Origin of the sequence: Bacillus sp. RAR_M1_44 (assembly GCF_020165935.1) — a bacterium.
Classification (GTDB): Bacteria; Bacillota; Bacilli; order Bacillales; family Bacillaceae; genus Bacillus; species Bacillus altitudinis.
This window is the reverse complement of record NZ_JAIUKX010000001.1, coordinates 539,189-555,619: the sequence shown is the minus strand read 5'-3', so window position 1 is coordinate 555,619 and position 16,431 is coordinate 539,189. Positions and strand designations below refer to the sequence as shown.

Here is a 16,431-nt window from a genome sequence, read left to right as displayed (position 1 = left end):
TTCCTCCTTTCTAGTGGCTTCGGGCTAATCTTTTTTCTAAATAACCAACGCCTAGACTAAGCGGAATGGTCAATAGAAGATAGAACATGGCAACAAAGATGTATACATCAAATGTCACAAACGTTCTCGAAGCGATAAGGTCTCCTTGGTACATCAGATCAAACCCTGCAATGACACCTAAAATAGACGAGTTTTTCACAAGATTGATAAATTGATTCCCAAGTGGGGGAATGACAATTTTGATTGCCTGCGGCAGAATAATATATCGCATCGTTCCGCCATATGACAGGCCAGAAGCTCTAGCTGCTTCCATTTGTCCAAGCGGTACAGCTTGTATACCTGCACGAATGGCTTCAGCGATAAAAGCAGACGTATAAATGGAGAGGGCAATGGTTCCTGCTGTAAAGCCATCTGCCACAATGCCAAGTACCGGTAAACCAAAGAAGAACACAAAGGTGATCAATAATAACGGAATATTCCGAATAAATTCCACGTAAGCCGTCCCTAACCAGTTGAGCGGCCTTAGTGGCGCAATTCTCATAATGGCAATGAGTGTACCGATGAAAAAGCTTCCAATCAACGCAATGACACTTGCACCAATCGTATATTTAAACCCTTCTAAATAAAGATGGAAGTTCTCAGTTAAAATGGAAAACCGCAGCAATCAGTTCACTTCCTTCCTAATCAACAGAGGAGCCGGCAAGCGGCTCTCCTGAGGGTGTTGAGGTTGATCGAGTCAATTGATTATTCTTTGATCCATTTTTTATGAATCTTGTCATACTCTCCATTGTCTTTTAATGCCTTTAACGCTTTATTAATGACTTCTGTCAATTCTTCATCGCCTTTTTTCACAGCGATGCCATAAGGCTCATCGGTAAATGTTCCGCCAACGACTTCATAATTTGAATCTTCGTCTGCCATGCCAAATAAAATTGCATTATCAGTTGTCAGAACTTGCCCTTGATTTGATTTTAAGGCTGTAAAGGCTTCTTGATAATTTTCAAATTCTAAAACGGATGCTTTTGGTGCTTTTTCGCGAATGTTTTGAGAAGAAGTGGACCCTTTCACTGCAAGCACCTTCGTACCTTTTTTAAGATCATCAATCGATTGAATGTCGCTGCCTTTTTTCACAAGCAGTGATTGTCCTGCTTCAAAGTATACATCTGAGAAATTGACCTCTTTTTTACGCTCTTCTGTGATCGTCATTGTGGCAACAATGGCATGAATATCTCCTTTTTGCAGTAAAGGAATCCTTGTTTTAGATGTCACTTCTTTGAATTCTGCTTTTCCTTCATCACCGAGCATTTCTTTAGTGATCGCTTTTGCTATATCAATATCAAACCCTTCGATATCCCCACTGCTAGGATTTTTTAGACCAAATAAACGAGTATCATTTTTCACACCGAAAACGATTTTTTTGTCTTTCTTAATGGCTTCTAATGAGCTGCCTTGTTTTGCATCGGTTGAGCCTTTCTCGGCAGAGCCGCAGGCAGCGAGAGCGATCATACAGCAAGTCATCAACAGTAATAGGCCAAAGCGTTTCATTTTTTTCATCAAATTCATTCCCCCTAGTGATTTAAAATACGGCTTAAAAAGAGCTGAGCGCGTTTCTCGCGCGGTTTTTCATAAAAGGCAGCTGGTGTAGATTCTTCAAGAATTCTTCCTTCATCAATAAACACAATACGGTCTGCGACTTCACGGGCAAACCCCATCTCGTGCGTGACAACGACCATTGTCATTCCTTCCCTTGCCAGCTGTTTCATCACATCTAGCACCTCACCAATCATCTCTGGATCAAGAGCTGATGTTGGTTCATCGAAAAGCATGACCTCAGGTTTCATTGCAAGTCCCCTTGCGATTGCCACACGCTGCTGCTGTCCTCCTGAGAGTCTAGAAGGGTAGGTGTCTGCTTTTTCAGGAATGCCAACTTTATTTAAATAAAATTCAGCTGTTTCCTTTGCTTCTTCTTTGCTCACTTTTTTAACCTTCATCGGCGCAAGCATAATGTTTTCAAGCACCGTCTTATGCGGATAAAGATGGAAGTGCTGAAACACCATCCCGATATTTTGCCTGATGAGATTGATGTTTGTTTTCGGATGCTGAACAGACACTTGATTGACAAGGACTTTTCCTTCATCAATGCTTTCAAGACGATTGATACACCTGAGCATCGTGCTTTTTCCAGACCCTGAAGGACCGATGATCACAACAACCTCACCTTTTTGAATATGTAGGTTAATGTCCTTAAGTACATGGAACTGGCCGTAATGCTTGTTGACTTCTTCGAATGTGATCATGAAGAACCTCCTCTTCTAATGATTGAGCTAAAGCGGATTCTAGCATAAATGAGGCGAAAATAAGAAAATAATGGAATATTTTCTAACGAGATTTTTACAGCAAACAGTGACTTTGGATGGAGCCGTATGTTTCATGTGTATTCATTTTTAACAAAGTTAGGACAAATTTTATTTACATGGATAATTGCAGAAGTTGGTTAAACAATAAGAAGAGAGGTGAAAAAGGTGAAGAAACGTCCGATCGAGTTTCTAATATATGCTGCAGGTGTACTGCTTGTCCTTGCGTCTTTACTCATTTTGGTTCAGCTCGACGAGTTATGGATGCCTATTTTTTTATTGCTTAAAGCGGTTTTGATCCCGCTTCTTATCGCTATTTTTATTTCTTATCTTCTTTATCCAATTGTTGAAAGACTACATAAGCGAGGTTTGCCAAGGACGGTCAGTCTCTTATTGATATATGTGCTGTTTTTTGGCGGCATTGGTTTGGCTGTGTATAAAGGGGCACCGGTTTTAATCGCTCAATTAAATGAATTGTCGGAGCAAATTCCCATGCTTGCCGAAACGTATAATGGTGCTTTATCACATGTTCATCGTCATACAAGCCACTGGCCTGATGGACTACATGAACGGCTGGATCGTTTTATTGTCCAATCTGAGACGTATGCCGCAAATGGGGCAGAGCGGATGATTCTTAGCTGTAAAGTATTGCTTGATTACGCCTTAGTTGCTGCACTTATTCCTTTTCTTGTCTTTTATATGGTGAAAGATATGAACACGATGAAGCGGGCAGCATGGTATTTAACCCCGCCAAGCTTTCGAAAAAGGGGACATGCCTTTGTGAAAGCAGTGGATGACTCACTTGGGGATTATATTAGAGGGCAATTGCTTGTCTGTTCTTTAATTGGAGGTGCTGCTGCCATTGTTCTTTGGCTGTTTCATATTCCATATCCGCTTGTACTAGGTATGTTAATCGGCGCAACGAATGTCATTCCGTATTTTGGCCCGATTATTGGAGCGATTCCAGCTGTCTTTATCGCTTTTACCATCTCAGTGAAGTCAGTGATCATTGTGCTAATTACAGTAGCCGTGCTTCAATTTTTAGAAAGCAATGTACTGAGTCCGATCATTGTCGGGAGAAGCCTGCATATGCATCCTGTCGTAATCATGCTGGTGTTACTCGCTGGAGGTGAGTTGTTTGGCTTGATTGGGATGATTTTAGCCGTGCCGTCCGCAGCCATTATGAGGGTCATCATTGTGCAATATATTCTCATGAGACGAAGCGTTCATTGACAAGACGAGCCGAGTTGTCTATAATAATTTCGATTCATACATATTGAATTCAATGACGGACCCGAGTACGTTAAAAAGCTGTTGCAGAGAGAGGCTTTGTTTGCTGAGAAAAGCCTTATCAGACCTTTAACGGAAGCTAGTCCCGAGTGCAGATAAACACTGCCGCTCTCTTCCGGCGTTATCGGATGTGAAGGTGATAGACGCATATGTCTATAATCAGGGTGGTACCGCGAGAGCATCTCGTCCCTGTGTAAGTAGTTTTTTGCTTGCATAGGGCGGGATGTTTTTTCGTTTGTGTGAAGATTGAGAATAAAAAAGGGAGGATTTATGATGAAAACTTTAACTTCAGCTCAAGTACGTCAAATGTTTTTAGATTTTTTCAAAGAAAAAGGACATGCTGTCGAACCGAGTGCGTCCCTCGTACCGCATGACGATCCAACACTTTTATGGATTAACAGCGGGGTGGCAACATTAAAGAAATACTTCGATGGCCGCGTCGTGCCTGAGAATCCGCGTATTTGCAACGCACAAAAATCAATTCGTACAAATGACATTGAAAATGTAGGGAAAACAGCACGTCATCATACGTTTTTTGAAATGCTGGGCAACTTCTCTATTGGAGACTATTTCAAAGAAGAGGCAATCGAATGGGCTTGGGAATTCCTCACAAGTGACGAGTGGATTGGCTTTGATCCGAATCTGTTATCTGTAACAGTGCATCCAGAGGATGAAGAAGCATATGTTCTTTGGAGAGATAAAATGGGTGTCCCTGAGGAACGAATTATTCGTCTAGAGGGCAACTTCTGGGATATTGGCGAGGGGCCAAGTGGTCCGAATACAGAAATTTTCTATGATCGCGGCGAAGCATATGGCAACGACATGAACGACCCTGAATTATATCCAGGCGGAGAAAATGAACGTTATCTAGAAGTATGGAATCTTGTTTTTTCTGAATTTAACCATAATCCAGATGGTACATATACACCGCTTCCGAAGAAAAACATTGATACAGGAATGGGTCTTGAGCGTATGGTCTCTGTGATTCAAAACGTACCGACGAACTTTGATACAGACCTGTTCATGCCGATTATTCGTGCAGTAGAAACGATTTCTGGAGAAAGCTATGGGGAGTCAAAAGAAAAAGACACAGCATTTAAAGTCATTGCTGACCATATTCGTACTGTTGCCTTTGCCGTCAGTGACGGAGCACTTCCTTCTAATGAAGGCCGAGGTTATGTGTTAAGACGTTTGCTGCGCCGTGCTGTGCGTTATGCAAAAACGATCCATATCCACCGTCCATTCATGTATGATCTAGTTCCAGTTGTTGCGGAGATCATGAAGGATTTCTATCCAGATGTTCAAGCAAAAGAAGAATTTATTGCAAAAGTGATCAAAAATGAAGAAGAGCGTTTCCATGAGACACTGAATGAAGGGTTAGCCATTTTATCAGAAGTGATCAAAAAAGAACGAGACAATGGCAGCTCACAAATTTCCGGTAAAGATGTGTTTAAGCTTTATGACACATATGGATTCCCGGTCGAACTCACAGAAGAATATGCTGAAGATGAGAACATGACAGTCGATCGTGAAGGCTTCCAGCTAGAAATGGAGAAGCAGCGTGAACGTGCAAGAAATGCCAGACAAGATGTGGGCAGTATGCAGGTTCAAGGCGGGGCTTTAGGCGATATAAAAGCAGAAAGTACGTTTGTGGGCTACGAAAATTTAACTGCAGATGCTCGTATTATCGAATTGCTTCAAAACGGTGAAATTGTCACAGAAGCACACGAAGGGGAAACGGTGCAAATTTTATTAGATGAAACACCTTTCTATGCGGAAAGCGGCGGACAAGTGGCGGATAAAGGAACGTTAAAAAGTGCCGAAGCGATCATTGATATCAAAGATGTGAAAAAGGCGCCAAACGGCCAGCATGTCCACGAAGGAGTCGTCGTAAGTGGTACGGTTCAAAAAGGCATTGAAGTCACTGCAGAAGTCGAATCAGCGCTTCGAAAAGGCATTGTGAAAAATCACACAGCGACACATCTTTTGCACCAAGCGCTAAAAGATGTATTGGGTAGCCACGTTAACCAAGCGGGTTCACTTGTGAATGAAAACAGACTTCGCTTTGACTTTTCTCACTTTGGACAAGTAACAAAAGAAGAATTGTCACAAATTGAAAAAATCGTCAACGAAAAGATTTGGGAAGGCATTTCGGTTGCCATTGACCTGAAACCAATTGCTGAAGCAAAAGAAATGGGCGCAATGGCGCTGTTTGGCGAGAAGTATGGCGATATTGTCCGTGTGGTGCAAGTGGGTGATTACAGCATCGAGTTATGCGGAGGCTGTCACGTTCAAAACACTGCGGAGATCGGATTGTTTAAAATTGCATCTGAATCGGGTATTGGTGCTGGAACACGCCGTATTGAGGCTGTAACAGGTAAAGGTGCTTATGAAGAATTAAATGATCAGCTTGCGATTTTAGAAAAGGCAGCTAATGAACTGAAATCAAATACAAAAGATGTACCAAAACGCATCGCTTCCTTGCAGGCTGATTTAAAAGAAGTTCAAAGAGAAAACGAATCACTTCTTGCGAAATTAAGTCAAGCAGAAGCTGGCTCTATTTTAGAAAAAGTCATCGAAGTTGGCGGAGTGAACGTGTTAACTGAAAAAGTAAACGCCAAAGACATGAACCATTTAAGAACGATGGTTGATGACTTAAAAGCGAAATTAGGTTCAGCTGTCATCGTACTTGGTGCCGTTCAAAATGGAAAAGTCAACATTTCAGCCGGTGTGACAAAAGACGTCATTGAAAAAGGTCTTCATGCAGGAAAACTTGTGAAGCAGGCAGCTGAAATTTGCGGCGGAGGCGGAGGCGGACGCCCAGATATGGCACAAGCAGGCGGGAAACAGCCAGAAAAGCTTGAAGAAGCACTGGCAACTGTCGAAGAATCTGTCAAATCCGTTTTATAATCAGTCAATGTAGTGTAGAATAATGGTATTAGATGAGCGGTTAGAAAAAAGCTTGCTAGTAGAATGTTGGAAGAGAGGTGCAAGAAGCAGTGAGTTCATTTGATAAGACAATGAAGTTTAACTTCTCTGATGATTCAGCTGAAACCAATGTGAATGAAGTGCTCATAACAGTTTATGACGCACTCCAAGAAAAAGGATACAACCCGATCAATCAAATTGTCGGATACTTGCTGTCAGGCGACCCTGCTTATATTCCAAGACATCAGGATGCACGCAACCTAATTCGTAAACTAGAACGAGACGAATTAATTGAGGAATTGGTTAAATCGTACTTAGAGACACATAAAGAGGCGTAAAACATGAGAATTTTAGGCTTAGATTTAGGCACGAAAACCCTTGGTGTGGCAATCAGTGATGAAATGGGATGGACAGCTCAAGGGATTGAAACCATTAAAATTGATGAAGCAGGCGGAGACTTTGGTCTCAGCCGCCTGTCTGAGATCGTCTCGCAATATGGAACGGATAAAATTGTCCTTGGTTTTCCAAAAAATATGAACGGTACGGTCGGTCCAAGAGGCGAGGCCAGCCAATCATTTGCGAAAGTGTTAGAAAACACTTACAATGTTCCTGTTGTGCTTTGGGACGAGCGTCTGTCAACGATGGCAGCAGAAAAAATGCTCATCTCTGCAGATGTGAGCAGACAAAAGCGTAAAAAAGTCATTGATAAAATGGCGGCTGTTATGATCCTTCAAGGGTACTTAGACAGCTTAAATTAAAATGAGGTGAATCAAATGGAACACGGAGAAAAGCAAATTACAATCGTTGATGATAATGGAAATGAGCAGCTTTGCGAAGTACTATTTACTTTTGAAAGCGACCATTTTAACAAATCATATGTTCTTTACTACCCAATTTCTGAACAAGATAACGAAGAAATTGAAATTCATGCATCAAGCTTCACACCAAACGAAGACGGTGAAGATGGCGAATTAGAGCCAATTGAAACGGATGAAGAGTGGGACATGATTGAAGAAACGTTAAATACGTTCTTAGATCAAGAAGACGAAGAAGAATAGAACGAACAAAAGGCCTGTGAAGCAGATGAGAGTTATCTGCATGATCACAGGCCTTTTTATTTATGGAAGCTTTGAAGTGATGGTTAACTTTTGATTATTTCGTTGTGCATTTTGAAAGTTAAGTAAATAAAGACCATGATCAAATGTTAAATGAAAATAATTTTCTTTCTTTATGGAACCAATTTTTTTGATGGAATCGTTCTTCTCTTTAAGTATCGTGTAACCACTCTTTTTAGGTTCATCTGTTTCGACGAAAAATCGATTATGATCATCAATCACGATCGATCCGATACCCGAGTCAGTGTTCTTAATTAGTTTAGATTGTTTTGTGTTTATGTCATAAAAGATTAATTGGCTTTTATTGATTGTTCCTTCCGAGTCAGTAAAAGCCTTCTCGTAAACAAATTGATGGTCGTTAATGAGTTGACTATTATTGATTAAACTTTGATTTAATGGGATTTTTTTAAGCGACTCAGTAGTCAGATTGTAAATGTATGCTTGCTGCTTTCCATTGTCTTTATTAAAAAAGAGAAGCTTATCATTGTGAACAGAGAGATGGGCGTTATTCATTGAGTCTAGTTTAAAGAGCTTTTTTGTCTGCTTTTTTTTGAGATCTTTCATATAAATGTGAGTAGCATCCTTTTCTTCATCATGAGATATCCACACTGCACGATGACCTGTTAATTCAAGAGTGTCACTTAATGTCTCCGAAGTGTTATTCTTTTTGATCGACTCTATCTCTTGTGTGCTCAAATTCATGACGTAATAATTCATCTGTCCGCCTAATTCATCACTGTCAATCCAAACGACCCAGTCTTTATTAGCTTTTAAACCTTGAATGGAAGAACGCTCGAAAGTGGTTGTAAATAGTATGTTGCTTTTCTGTGTCTTTCTATTAAATTCAACTACTTTATTTGCCATCTTTGAAGGACTATGGTCATCTACACTTAAAATTAAACGATCACCAATGGCTGAAACAGAGTTTGTCACAAGATAGTTGAGCATAGTTGTATGACCAAATTCTTTGTCCTCAATTTTAAACTCTATTTTATGATCTTCTGAAACGGTCTTTTTTTGACTACATCCGCCTAGATATAAAAGAGTTACTGAACCAATTAGTATCATTAAAATATAAAAGATTTTACGCAAAATGTGTTTCCTCCAGTATGTACTTTCACTAAGATATAGGTATTAATGAAATATATCCTTATCAAGAAAATAATAGCATTTAGTTAATCAGGAAATAAATAGATCTACAGTTAATTTAAGTTTAATTTAAAGACATGATGTTAATGCCGACATTCAATTTCAAGCCTAGAGGAATTAAAGTTTTATATTAAGTTAATTCTTTTTTACATTCATTATGTAAACTTTAAATTATTTTAAGTTGACATAATGATCTGTACCTTTTACTCTATTTTTAACAATGAATCGAGTGAGGGGTATGAAAATTGAAAATTCACGATATGATGCAAATGGCATTAATGACAGCAGTTATTGGGATGTTAGGATTGATTCCGCCTATTTTTCTTGCGTTTACACCTGTACCAATCACCTTACAAACCGCAGGTCTTTTGCTTGCTGGAGGGCTGTTAAAACCAAAGCAAGCGCTGATTAGTTTACTTCTGTTTCTTCTAATAGTGGCAGCAGGCGCACCTCTTTTATCTGGAGGGAGAGGCGGAATAGGGGTCTTTTTTGGGCCAAGCGGTGGTTTTTTACTTGCTTATCCAGTGGCTGCCTTTATGATCAGCCTGTGGCTGAACCGGCTGAAGAAAGTGACGGCCTTACGACTATTTTTGATCTATGCGGTATGCAGTATCGGGATATTATATATAGGCGGAATTCCCTTTCAAGCTATGATGATGCATATAAAGATCACGCAAGCAGCTCTGTTCAGCGTCATTTATTTACCGGGTGATCTGATCAAAGCAGGGATATGTGCCGTCTTCACGGTGAAAATCATTCAAGCGATGTCATATCGAAAAAGGGACTTACATGGAGGGAGGCGAGCAGTTTGATGAGAATGACGGAAAGCTATGCAGCTCATGCAAAAGTGAAGCCAGGTCAGATGGCGATCATAGATGAAAAAGAGAAGATCACTTATGAAGATTGGCATGAGCGTGTGCAGTCATCTGCACAATGGTTAAAAGAAACGCCTCATCAGCAAAAAAGAGTCGCTTTTTTAGTATCAAATGGTGTTCCGTTTCTCCAACTATTTGCTGGCGCAGCTTCTGCAGGATGGACAGCGGTGCCTCTTGATCCGCGGTGGAGTGACAAGGAATGCGCAGAAAAGCTCTTATTAAGCGACGCGGACTTTGTCATTGTGGAAGATCGATTTATCAAAAGGATTGAAAAGTACAAGCTGGACATGCCAGTGCTCTCTTTATCTGAATGGAAAGAAAGAATCAGTCTCAGCATAATCGTTCAATCAAACAAAAGTAATACGGAGGAAGATCCTGCTTTTTATATGGGATTTACTTCAGGATCAACGGGATCGCCCAAAGCCTTTATAAGACGCCAGCAGTCATGGATCGAGAGCTTTCAAATGACAGCTTCCGTCTTTGGGATCACACATCAAGATCATGTACTGATTTTGGGCACACTTTTATCCTCTCATTTTTTATACGGTGCGATCAGCACACTTTATTTCGGGGGCACCGTGACATTGTTAGAAAAATTTGTGCCAGAGAAAGCAAAGAACATCTTAGAAAGAGGAGACATCACGGCTATTTATACGGTTCCGACCATGACAGAATCGTTACTGCAAATGGATGCCTTCGGAAAACATCCGCTTCTTGTCCTGTCTTCTGGTGCAGATTGGGGAAACTCTTCAAAAAAACAGCTCGTCAACCGCAATCCCCACATCACATTTTTTGATTTTTATGGAACATCAGAATTGAGCTTTGTCTCCTATTTATCTTCAGATGATTTTTTGCAAAAGCCTACTTCTGTCGGAAAGCCTTTTCCTTCTATTCAGGTTGAAATCAGGAGGGCAGATCAAACCGTTTGCAAGCCAAATGAAATCGGGAGAATTTATGTGAAAAGCCCAATGTCTTTTTCAGGCTATTTACAAGATGAAAAGCCGCCCGCAGAGTGGCTGACCGTATATGACATGGGGTGGCTTGACGAGGATGGTTACTTGTATATGAGCGGCCGCGAGAATGGCATGATTGTCTATGGGGGACTGAATATTTTTCCAGAGGAAATTGAGCGTGTGCTGAATGAACAGCCAGAGGTGAATCGGTCAATCGTGATTGGACTTCCTGATCCATATTGGGGGGAAATCCCTGTTGCCATTATTGAGAATGTACAACAAACAAAAACTATTCGGCAAGCTGTAAAAGAAACATTAGCGGCATACAAAGTACCAAAAAAATGGCTCGTCACGGACAAAATGATCGAAACATCAGGAGGGAAAATCGCTCGTGCCAGTATGAAAAAGTGGGCGGAGGAACAATTATCATGCAAGCCGTGATTGTACAAGCGAAGCGGACGCCCTTCGGTGAGAAAAATGGAATGTTGAAGGATTACCGGTCAGAGCATCTAGCTGCGCCCTTGATCCAGCATTTTTCAAACGTGACCAAGCCAGATGACATCATTTTAGGCAATGTCGTCGGGGGTGGTGGCAACATTGCCCGTCTGTCCTCGTTAGAAGCAGGGCTTTCATTACATACTCCGGGTATGACCATTGATAGGCAGTGTGCTTCCGGTCTTGAAGCCATTAGAACAGCGTGCATCATGATTCAGTCGGGGGAGGGATCAATGTATATCGCTGGTGGAACGGAAAGCATTTCTCGGTCACCAATGAAAGAAAGGGCCCGCTTTTCTCCAGAGTGGATAGGGGACCCTCATATGGGGGAAGCGGCAGAGCTGACGGCGTCGAAATTTTCAGTTGCGAGACAAGAGCAAGATGACTATGCACTTTTAAGCTGGGAACGAAGTATAACCGCATTCAAGCAAGGAACGTATTCAGAAGAAATTGTTCCGATTGGCGGGATGAGTACAGATGAAGCGGCAGCTAAAATAAGACCGATTGCAAGCTTGATAAAGCGGGCAAAACCTGTCTTTTTACCAGGCAAAGGTACTGTGACTGTGACCAATAGCTGTAAAGAAGCAGATGGTGCAGCTGCCGTCGTTGTGATGGAAAGAGCGGAAGCGGAGGCAAAAGGCTTCAGCCCTATGCTGCGGTATATCGGGAGTGCCGTGACCGCTATAGACCCGCATTATCCTGCTGCTTCACCAATTGATGCAATCAAGAAACTTTTACATAAAGAACAGGTGAAGATAGAAGATGTTGCACTTTTTGAAATCAATGAAGCGTTTGCGCTCAAAGTAGTGCTCATTGCCCGGACACTAGGTATTCCTTATGACCGTATCAATAAAAGAGGCGGTGCGCTTTGTCTTGGGCATCCATATAGCGCCTCGGGAGCTGCTATGATGGTGAGACTGTTTTACGAAGCCCGCGCCCTACCGAATGGAAGCTATGTCATGGCTGCAATTGGAAGTGGAGGCGGTGTCGGTTTAGCCACACTATGGCAAGTTCTGTCATGACATGCATGAGCAAGTAATTGCCGAACTCCGTCGAATCATGTACTATAAAAGCTAGATGTGAGGAGGGCCATGCATGTTTTCAGAACAAAAGAAACGACCATTTTTTAAACGAAAAATGGGGATCGTCCTGTTATCTGTACTTGCTGTGATCATCATTGCAGCATTATCAGGTTTTTTATATGTAAAATCAGCACTCGGGCCGGTCGATCAAAAAAGCAAACAAACCATTAATATTCATATTCCAAATGGAACATCTGTCAGTGGAATTGCGAGCATTTTAAAAGAAAATGAGCTGATTTCAAATGACACGATTTTCACTTACTATGCAAAGTACAAAAAAGCGTCAGGCTTTAAAGCGGGCTATTTTCATCTCAAACAAACAATGGATGCGGATCAGCTGATTCAAAAGCTGACATCTGGCGGGACAGATTACGCATTTCAGCTTGTGATACCTGAAGGGAAACAGTTGTCTGATATTGCAGCTATTATTGCAAACCAGACGAATTTTTCAGCGAAAGAAGTTGAAGCGAAGCTGGATGATCCAGCCTTTATTAAAAAATTGATGAAAAAATACCCGAAAACGGTGACATCACAAGTGAACGGGAAACAAGTCAAGCATCCGTTAGAGGGATATTTATTCCCGGCGACGTATCCGTTTTATCGTGAGGATGAATCACTTGAAACAATCATTGACACGATGATTAAACAAACAGATCAATATGTGAAAACGTACGAAAAGGACATGAAAAAGAGAAAGATGTCCATCCATGATGTCCTAACGATGGCATCCCTAATAGAAATGGAAGCAACCGAAAAAACAGACCGGGCAAAAATCTCAAGTGTGTTTTATAACCGGTTGAAAAAGGACATGCCGCTTCAAACAGATCCAACCGTTCTTTATGCGCTTGGCGAGCATAAGTCCCGTGTTTATTACAAAGATTTAAAAGTGAAATCACCTTATAATACGTATACAAACAAAGGGCTTCCGCCTGGACCTATTGCCAATGCTGGAGAATCTTCTTGGAAAGCAGCACTCCATCCAGAGAAAACAGATTTTGTTTACTTCCTAGCAAAGAAAAATGGCGAAGTCGTCTTTACGAAAACGTTAAATGATCACAACAAAGCAAAAGCGAAATACATCACAGGCAGCAACTAACGCCCATGTGAGAGGAAAAAGACTGTAGACAATGGTGAAATTGCCTGCAGTTTTTTTCGTTGTTATATCCATTTTATAGGTTCGCAATTACCACATCTTTGTGGTAAAATATATCGGGTTGTTTTTACTTAGATGAACGAAAGATTGACGAGAAAGAGAGCTGCAGCAGGCAGGACTCTTCTTTTTCAGGTCATGAAGGAGCTAGACATATAATGACAATCGAAGATGATCAAATAAATGATTATATTGAAGATTTAATTGAGCCGAGTCCTGATGCCATCGCTCAATTAGAGGAGTATGCGAAAGAGCATCATGTGCCAATCATGGAAAAGGTGAGCATTGAACTGTTATTGCAGCTGCTTTCTTTGAAAAAACCGAAGAAGATTCTTGAGGTTGGGACAGCGATTGGCTATTCAGCGATTCGAATGGCAGAAGCTCTGCCAGATGCTGAAATCTATACGATTGAGCGAAATGCAAAACGTTATGAGGAAGCGACACGAAATATTGAAGAATTACATTTCAAAGATAGAATTCACGTGTTTTTTGGCGATGCGATCGAATCAGCTAAAACGGTTCAGACGATGGCGCCCTATGATGTGATCTTCATTGATGCGGCAAAAGGTCAGTATCAACGCTTTTTTGAGCTGTTTGAACCGATGCTGTCCGATGACGGAATGATTATTACAGACAACGTATTATTTAAAGGCTTAGTTGCGACAAATTATGAAGAAGAAATTGAAGATAAACGAAAAAAACAATTAATAGGAAAAATTGATCGATACAATCAATGGCTGATGTCAAACCCTGACTACCAAACGTGTATCATTCCGGTTGGAGATGGGATCGCTATTAGTACAAAAAGAGGTGACCAATCATGAAAAAACCAGAATTGCTTGTGACACCAAGCAAGGTGTCGGATGTACTGCCGCTCATTGAAGCGGGTGCTGACGCATTTTTAATAGGTGAACAAACATATGGAATCCGTCTTGCAGGTGAATTTTCAAGAGAAGATGTGAAACAAACGGTTCAACTCGCACATGCACATCACAAAAAAGTATATGTCGCCATGAATGCGATTTTTCATAATGACCGTGTGGCACTGCTTGGAGATTATTTAACCTTTCTCGATGGATTAAACGTGGATTGTGTCGTTTTTGGAGATCCGGCAGTGATCATGGCCGCAAAAGAAACAGGTGTCAACTTGAATCTGCACTGGAGTACAGAAACAACTGGGACAAACTATTACACTTGTAACTACTGGGGCAGAAAAGGCGCAACACGTGCTGTTCTTGCCAAAGAACTCAATATGGATAGCGTGATTGATATCAAAGAAAACGCTGAAGTGGAGATTGAAATTCAAGTCCACGGCATGACCTGTATGTTCCAATCGAAACGGACACTTGTTGGCAACTATTTTGAATATCAAGGCAAACAAATGGACGTGGAAGGCAGAAATATGGAAGAAGGTCTATTCCTTCACGACCAGGAGCGTCAAAACAAATATCCTATTTTTGAGGATGAAAATGGCACACACATTATGAGTCCAAATGATGTATGTATGATTGATGAATTAGAAGAATTTGTCGACGCAGGCATTGACTCATTTAAAATTGACGGAATTTTAAAGTCACTTTCTTATATGACAGAGGTGACATCCCTCTATCGAAAAGCCATTGATTTACTAGTGACTGATAAGGAAGCCTATGAAGATCAGAAAGATGAATGGCTGGAGCGTATTGAACAGATCCAGCCTGTCAACCGCTCAATCGATACAGGGTTCTTCTTTAAAGAAACGGTTTATTAAGATAAAAGGAGGCAGAGGAAATGGCACTTTTAAAAGATGGAATTTCTGAAATGATCGATGGAAAACGTGTCATTACAAAAAAACCAGAACTGCTAGCGCCAGCAGGAAACTTAGAAAAACTAAAAATTGCTGTGCATTATGGAGCGGACGCTGTTTTTATTGGCGGGAAAGAATTTGGACTTCGTTCAAATGCAGATAACTTTTCAATCGAAGAAATGGCAGAAGGTGTCGCATTTGCGAACAAATACGGTGCTCGCATTTATGTGACAACGAATATTTTCGCCCACAACGAAAACATGGACGGGCTGGAAGAATATCTTCAAGGGATTGAAGGAGCCGGTGTTGCGGGAATTATTGTCGCTGATCCACTCATTATTGAAACATGCAAACGAGTAGCTCCAAAGCTTGAAGTTCACTTAAGCACACAGCAGTCTCTTTCAAATTGGAAAGCGGTGCAGTTTTGGAAGGAAGAAGGGCTTGAGCGTGTGGTCCTTGCACGTGAAACAAGCGCCCTAGAGATTAAAGAAATGAAAGAAAAAGTGGATATTGAAATCGAAACGTTCATTCACGGGGCCATGTGTATTGCTTATTCTGGCCGCTGCGTGCTCAGTAACCATATGACAGCGAGAGATTCAAACCGCGGAGGCTGCTGCCAATCTTGCCGCTGGGATTATGATCTTTATAAACTAGAAGGCTCTGAGGAAGCGCCTTTATTCGGTGAAGAAGATGCACCATTTGCGATGAGTCCAAAAGATTTAAAACTCATCGAATCCATACCGCAAATGATCGAAATGGGAATTGATAGCTTAAAGATCGAAGGACGAATGAAGTCCATTCATTATGTAGCAACAGTTGTCAGTGTCTATCGTAAAGTCATTGATGCTTACTGTGCGGATCCAGACAATTTCGTCATTCAACAAGAATGGCTCGATGAATTAGACAAATGTGCCAACCGTGACACGGCTCCTGCCTTTTTTGAAGGTGTACCAGGGACGGATGAACAAATGTTTGGCATTCACGGAAAGAAAACGACCTTTGATTTCGTCGGACTTGTACTTCATTATGATGAACAAGAACAAATTGTCACATTACAGCAGCGTAATTTCTTTAAAGCTGGCGACGAAGTTGAATTTTTCGGTCCAGAAATCGAAAATTTCACATGCAAGATTGAGACGATTTGGGACGAAAAAGGGAACGAACTCGATGCCGCTCGTCATCCACTGCAAATTGTGAAATTTAAGCTTGATCAAAAAGTATACCCTAGCAACATGATGAGAAAGGGGAAATAAC

General features: G+C 41.2%; 16 protein-coding genes and 1 other annotated feature. Of the genes, 12 read left to right on the top strand and 4 right to left on the bottom strand.

Going from position 1 to position 16,431, the window contains the following annotated elements; genetic code table 11:
• Positions 1 to 10 precede the first annotated feature (10 nt).
• The 3 genes from LCD34_RS03000 to LCD34_RS02990 all read right to left on the bottom strand — a co-directional run bounded on the left by LCD34_RS03000 (position 11) and on the right by LCD34_RS02990 (position 2,297).
• Positions 11 to 664, bottom strand: a complete 654-nt coding sequence (locus LCD34_RS03000) for an amino acid ABC transporter permease (RefSeq protein WP_007501460.1) — start codon at positions 662 to 664, stop codon at positions 11 to 13.
• Positions 665 to 744: 80 nt separating this feature from the next.
• Positions 745 to 1,554 (bottom strand): transporter substrate-binding domain-containing protein, encoded by an 810-nt coding sequence (locus tag LCD34_RS02995; RefSeq protein ID WP_224558496.1) that lies wholly within the window; start codon positions 1,552 to 1,554, stop codon positions 745 to 747.
• A 14-nt stretch (positions 1,555 to 1,568) separates the two neighbouring features.
• Positions 1,569 to 2,297 carry an amino acid ABC transporter ATP-binding protein gene (locus tag LCD34_RS02990; protein WP_007501456.1) on the bottom strand — a complete coding sequence of 243 codons (729 nt, stop codon included), beginning with the start codon at positions 2,295 to 2,297 and terminating at the stop codon, positions 1,569 to 1,571.
• Positions 2,298 to 2,522: 225 nt separating this feature from the next.
• On the opposite strand from LCD34_RS02990, the gene LCD34_RS02985 reads away from it, so the two are divergent.
• From LCD34_RS02985 to LCD34_RS02965, 5 genes are all read left to right on the top strand, one after another.
• Positions 2,523 to 3,587, top strand: coding sequence for an AI-2E family transporter (locus LCD34_RS02985; protein WP_076822327.1), 1,065 nt, complete (start codon positions 2,523 to 2,525; stop codon positions 3,585 to 3,587).
• Between the two features lie 43 nt (positions 3,588 to 3,630).
• Positions 3,631 to 3,838 (top strand) — a binding site (T-box leader).
• A 79-nt stretch (positions 3,839 to 3,917) separates the two neighbouring features.
• Positions 3,918 to 6,554 carry an alanine--tRNA ligase gene (gene alaS, locus LCD34_RS02980; RefSeq protein ID WP_017358103.1) on the top strand — a complete coding sequence of 879 codons (2,637 nt, stop codon included), beginning with the start codon at positions 3,918 to 3,920 and terminating at the stop codon, positions 6,552 to 6,554.
• Between the two features lie 89 nt (positions 6,555 to 6,643).
• Positions 6,644 to 6,910, top strand: coding sequence for an IreB family regulatory phosphoprotein (locus LCD34_RS02975; RefSeq protein WP_024718370.1), 267 nt, complete (start codon positions 6,644 to 6,646; stop codon positions 6,908 to 6,910).
• Positions 6,911 to 6,913: 3 nt separating this feature from the next.
• On the top strand, positions 6,914 to 7,330 hold the full coding sequence (gene ruvX / locus LCD34_RS02970; RefSeq protein ID WP_003216519.1) for a Holliday junction resolvase RuvX: 417 nt from the start codon (positions 6,914 to 6,916) through the stop codon (positions 7,328 to 7,330).
• Between the two features lie 15 nt (positions 7,331 to 7,345).
• On the top strand, positions 7,346 to 7,630 hold the full coding sequence (locus tag LCD34_RS02965; protein WP_017358102.1) for a DUF1292 domain-containing protein: 285 nt from the start codon (positions 7,346 to 7,348) through the stop codon (positions 7,628 to 7,630).
• Positions 7,631 to 7,690: 60 nt separating this feature from the next.
• On the opposite strand, the gene LCD34_RS02960 is transcribed toward LCD34_RS02965, so the two are convergent.
• Positions 7,691 to 8,779, bottom strand: coding sequence for a hypothetical protein (locus LCD34_RS02960; RefSeq protein ID WP_224558495.1), 1,089 nt, complete (start codon positions 8,777 to 8,779; stop codon positions 7,691 to 7,693).
• Positions 8,780 to 9,081: 302 nt separating this feature from the next.
• Between LCD34_RS02960 and LCD34_RS02955 the strand changes: the two genes are divergently transcribed.
• From LCD34_RS02955 to LCD34_RS02925, 7 genes are all read left to right on the top strand, one after another.
• Complete coding sequence (locus tag LCD34_RS02955) at positions 9,082 to 9,648, top strand: biotin transporter BioY (RefSeq protein ID WP_224558494.1); 567 nt, start codon at positions 9,082 to 9,084, stop codon at positions 9,646 to 9,648.
• On the top strand, positions 9,648 to 11,105 hold the full coding sequence (locus tag LCD34_RS02950; protein WP_224558493.1) for an acyl-CoA synthetase: 1,458 nt from the start codon (positions 9,648 to 9,650) through the stop codon (positions 11,103 to 11,105). Before LCD34_RS02955 ends, LCD34_RS02950 begins: the two co-directional genes overlap by 1 nt.
• Positions 11,093 to 12,181, top strand: coding sequence for an acetyl-CoA C-acyltransferase (locus LCD34_RS02945; protein WP_224558492.1), 1,089 nt, complete (start codon positions 11,093 to 11,095; stop codon positions 12,179 to 12,181). Before LCD34_RS02950 ends, LCD34_RS02945 begins: the two co-directional genes overlap by 13 nt.
• A 73-nt stretch (positions 12,182 to 12,254) precedes the next feature.
• On the top strand, positions 12,255 to 13,337 hold the full coding sequence (mltG, locus tag LCD34_RS02940; protein WP_224558491.1) for an endolytic transglycosylase MltG: 1,083 nt from the start codon (positions 12,255 to 12,257) through the stop codon (positions 13,335 to 13,337).
• Positions 13,338 to 13,549: 212 nt separating this feature from the next.
• Positions 13,550 to 14,215 (top strand): O-methyltransferase, encoded by a 666-nt coding sequence (locus LCD34_RS02935; protein ID WP_008342672.1) that lies wholly within the window; start codon positions 13,550 to 13,552, stop codon positions 14,213 to 14,215.
• Positions 14,212 to 15,141 carry a peptidase U32 family protein gene (locus tag LCD34_RS02930; protein WP_224558490.1) on the top strand — a complete coding sequence of 310 codons (930 nt, stop codon included), beginning with the start codon at positions 14,212 to 14,214 and terminating at the stop codon, positions 15,139 to 15,141. Before LCD34_RS02935 ends, LCD34_RS02930 begins: the two co-directional genes overlap by 4 nt.
• 20 nt (positions 15,142 to 15,161) lie before the next feature.
• Complete coding sequence (locus LCD34_RS02925) at positions 15,162 to 16,430, top strand: peptidase U32 family protein (RefSeq protein WP_159144954.1); 1,269 nt, start codon at positions 15,162 to 15,164, stop codon at positions 16,428 to 16,430.
• The last annotated feature ends 1 nt before the right edge of the window (position 16,431 follow it).